Source organism: Halalkalibacter sp. HAAS-P013 (assembly GCF_056619925.1).
The window spans coordinates 1-789 of the sequence record NZ_JBWQTU010000060.1 but is presented as its reverse complement, the minus strand read 5'-3'; the positions used below and the strand labels follow the sequence as shown (position 1 = coordinate 789).

The 789-nt window shown below is 46.5% G+C and carries 1 rRNA gene; it reads right to left on the bottom strand.

Annotated elements, in window-relative coordinates:
• Window positions 1-398: 398 nt before the first annotated feature.
• A 16S ribosomal RNA gene (locus tag AC1FXP_RS23545) occupies window positions 399-789 on the bottom strand; the annotation flags it as partial.

Genomic DNA, 789 nt, shown 5'->3' with positions numbered 1-789 from the left:
CTCAGTCATGTCACGTAGTAAACTACGCTCCATTCTTTCGACCACTCGCTTCCTCGAACTACTCGAAGCTCTTTGCCAAAAACGATCTATTTTAAAAAAGTCGTTTTTGAATTCTTGACATGCTCGTTTGATCTTCTCTTATAAATAAGATACCGATAAAACTAACATTGTTTCTATTGCATTATCTAGTTTTCAAAGAACCTGGCTACTGACTTCAATTACATCATGTAATTCTTCTCAGTAAACACTTCATGCTGCCATGCTCCGAGAAAGCTAACTTCGTAGCGTTACTCGTAGACGCAGGAGCAATTTTTTGAAGGAAGTTCCTTCAAAACTGAACAAAAGACCAAAGCGTATATGGTCCAAGACCATACATCGACTAGAGTTAAACTCCATAGAAAGGAGGTGATCCAGCCGCACCTTCCGATACGGCTACCTTGTTACGACTTCACCCCAATCATCTGTCCCACCTTAGGCGGCTGGCTCCCAAAAGGGTTACCCCACCGACTTCGGGTGTTACAAACTCTCGTGGTGTGACGGGCGGTGTGTACAAGGCCCGGGAACGTATTCACCGCGGCATGCTGATCCGCGATTACTAGCAATTCCGGCTTCATGTAGGCGAGTTGCAGCCTACAATCCGAACTGAGAATGGCTTTATGAGATTGGCTCGACCTCGCGGTTTCGCTGCTCTTTGTACCATCCATTGTAGCACGTGTGTAGCCCAGGTCATAAGGGGCATGATGATTTGACGTCATCCCCACCTTCCTCCGGTTTGTCACCGGCAGTCAC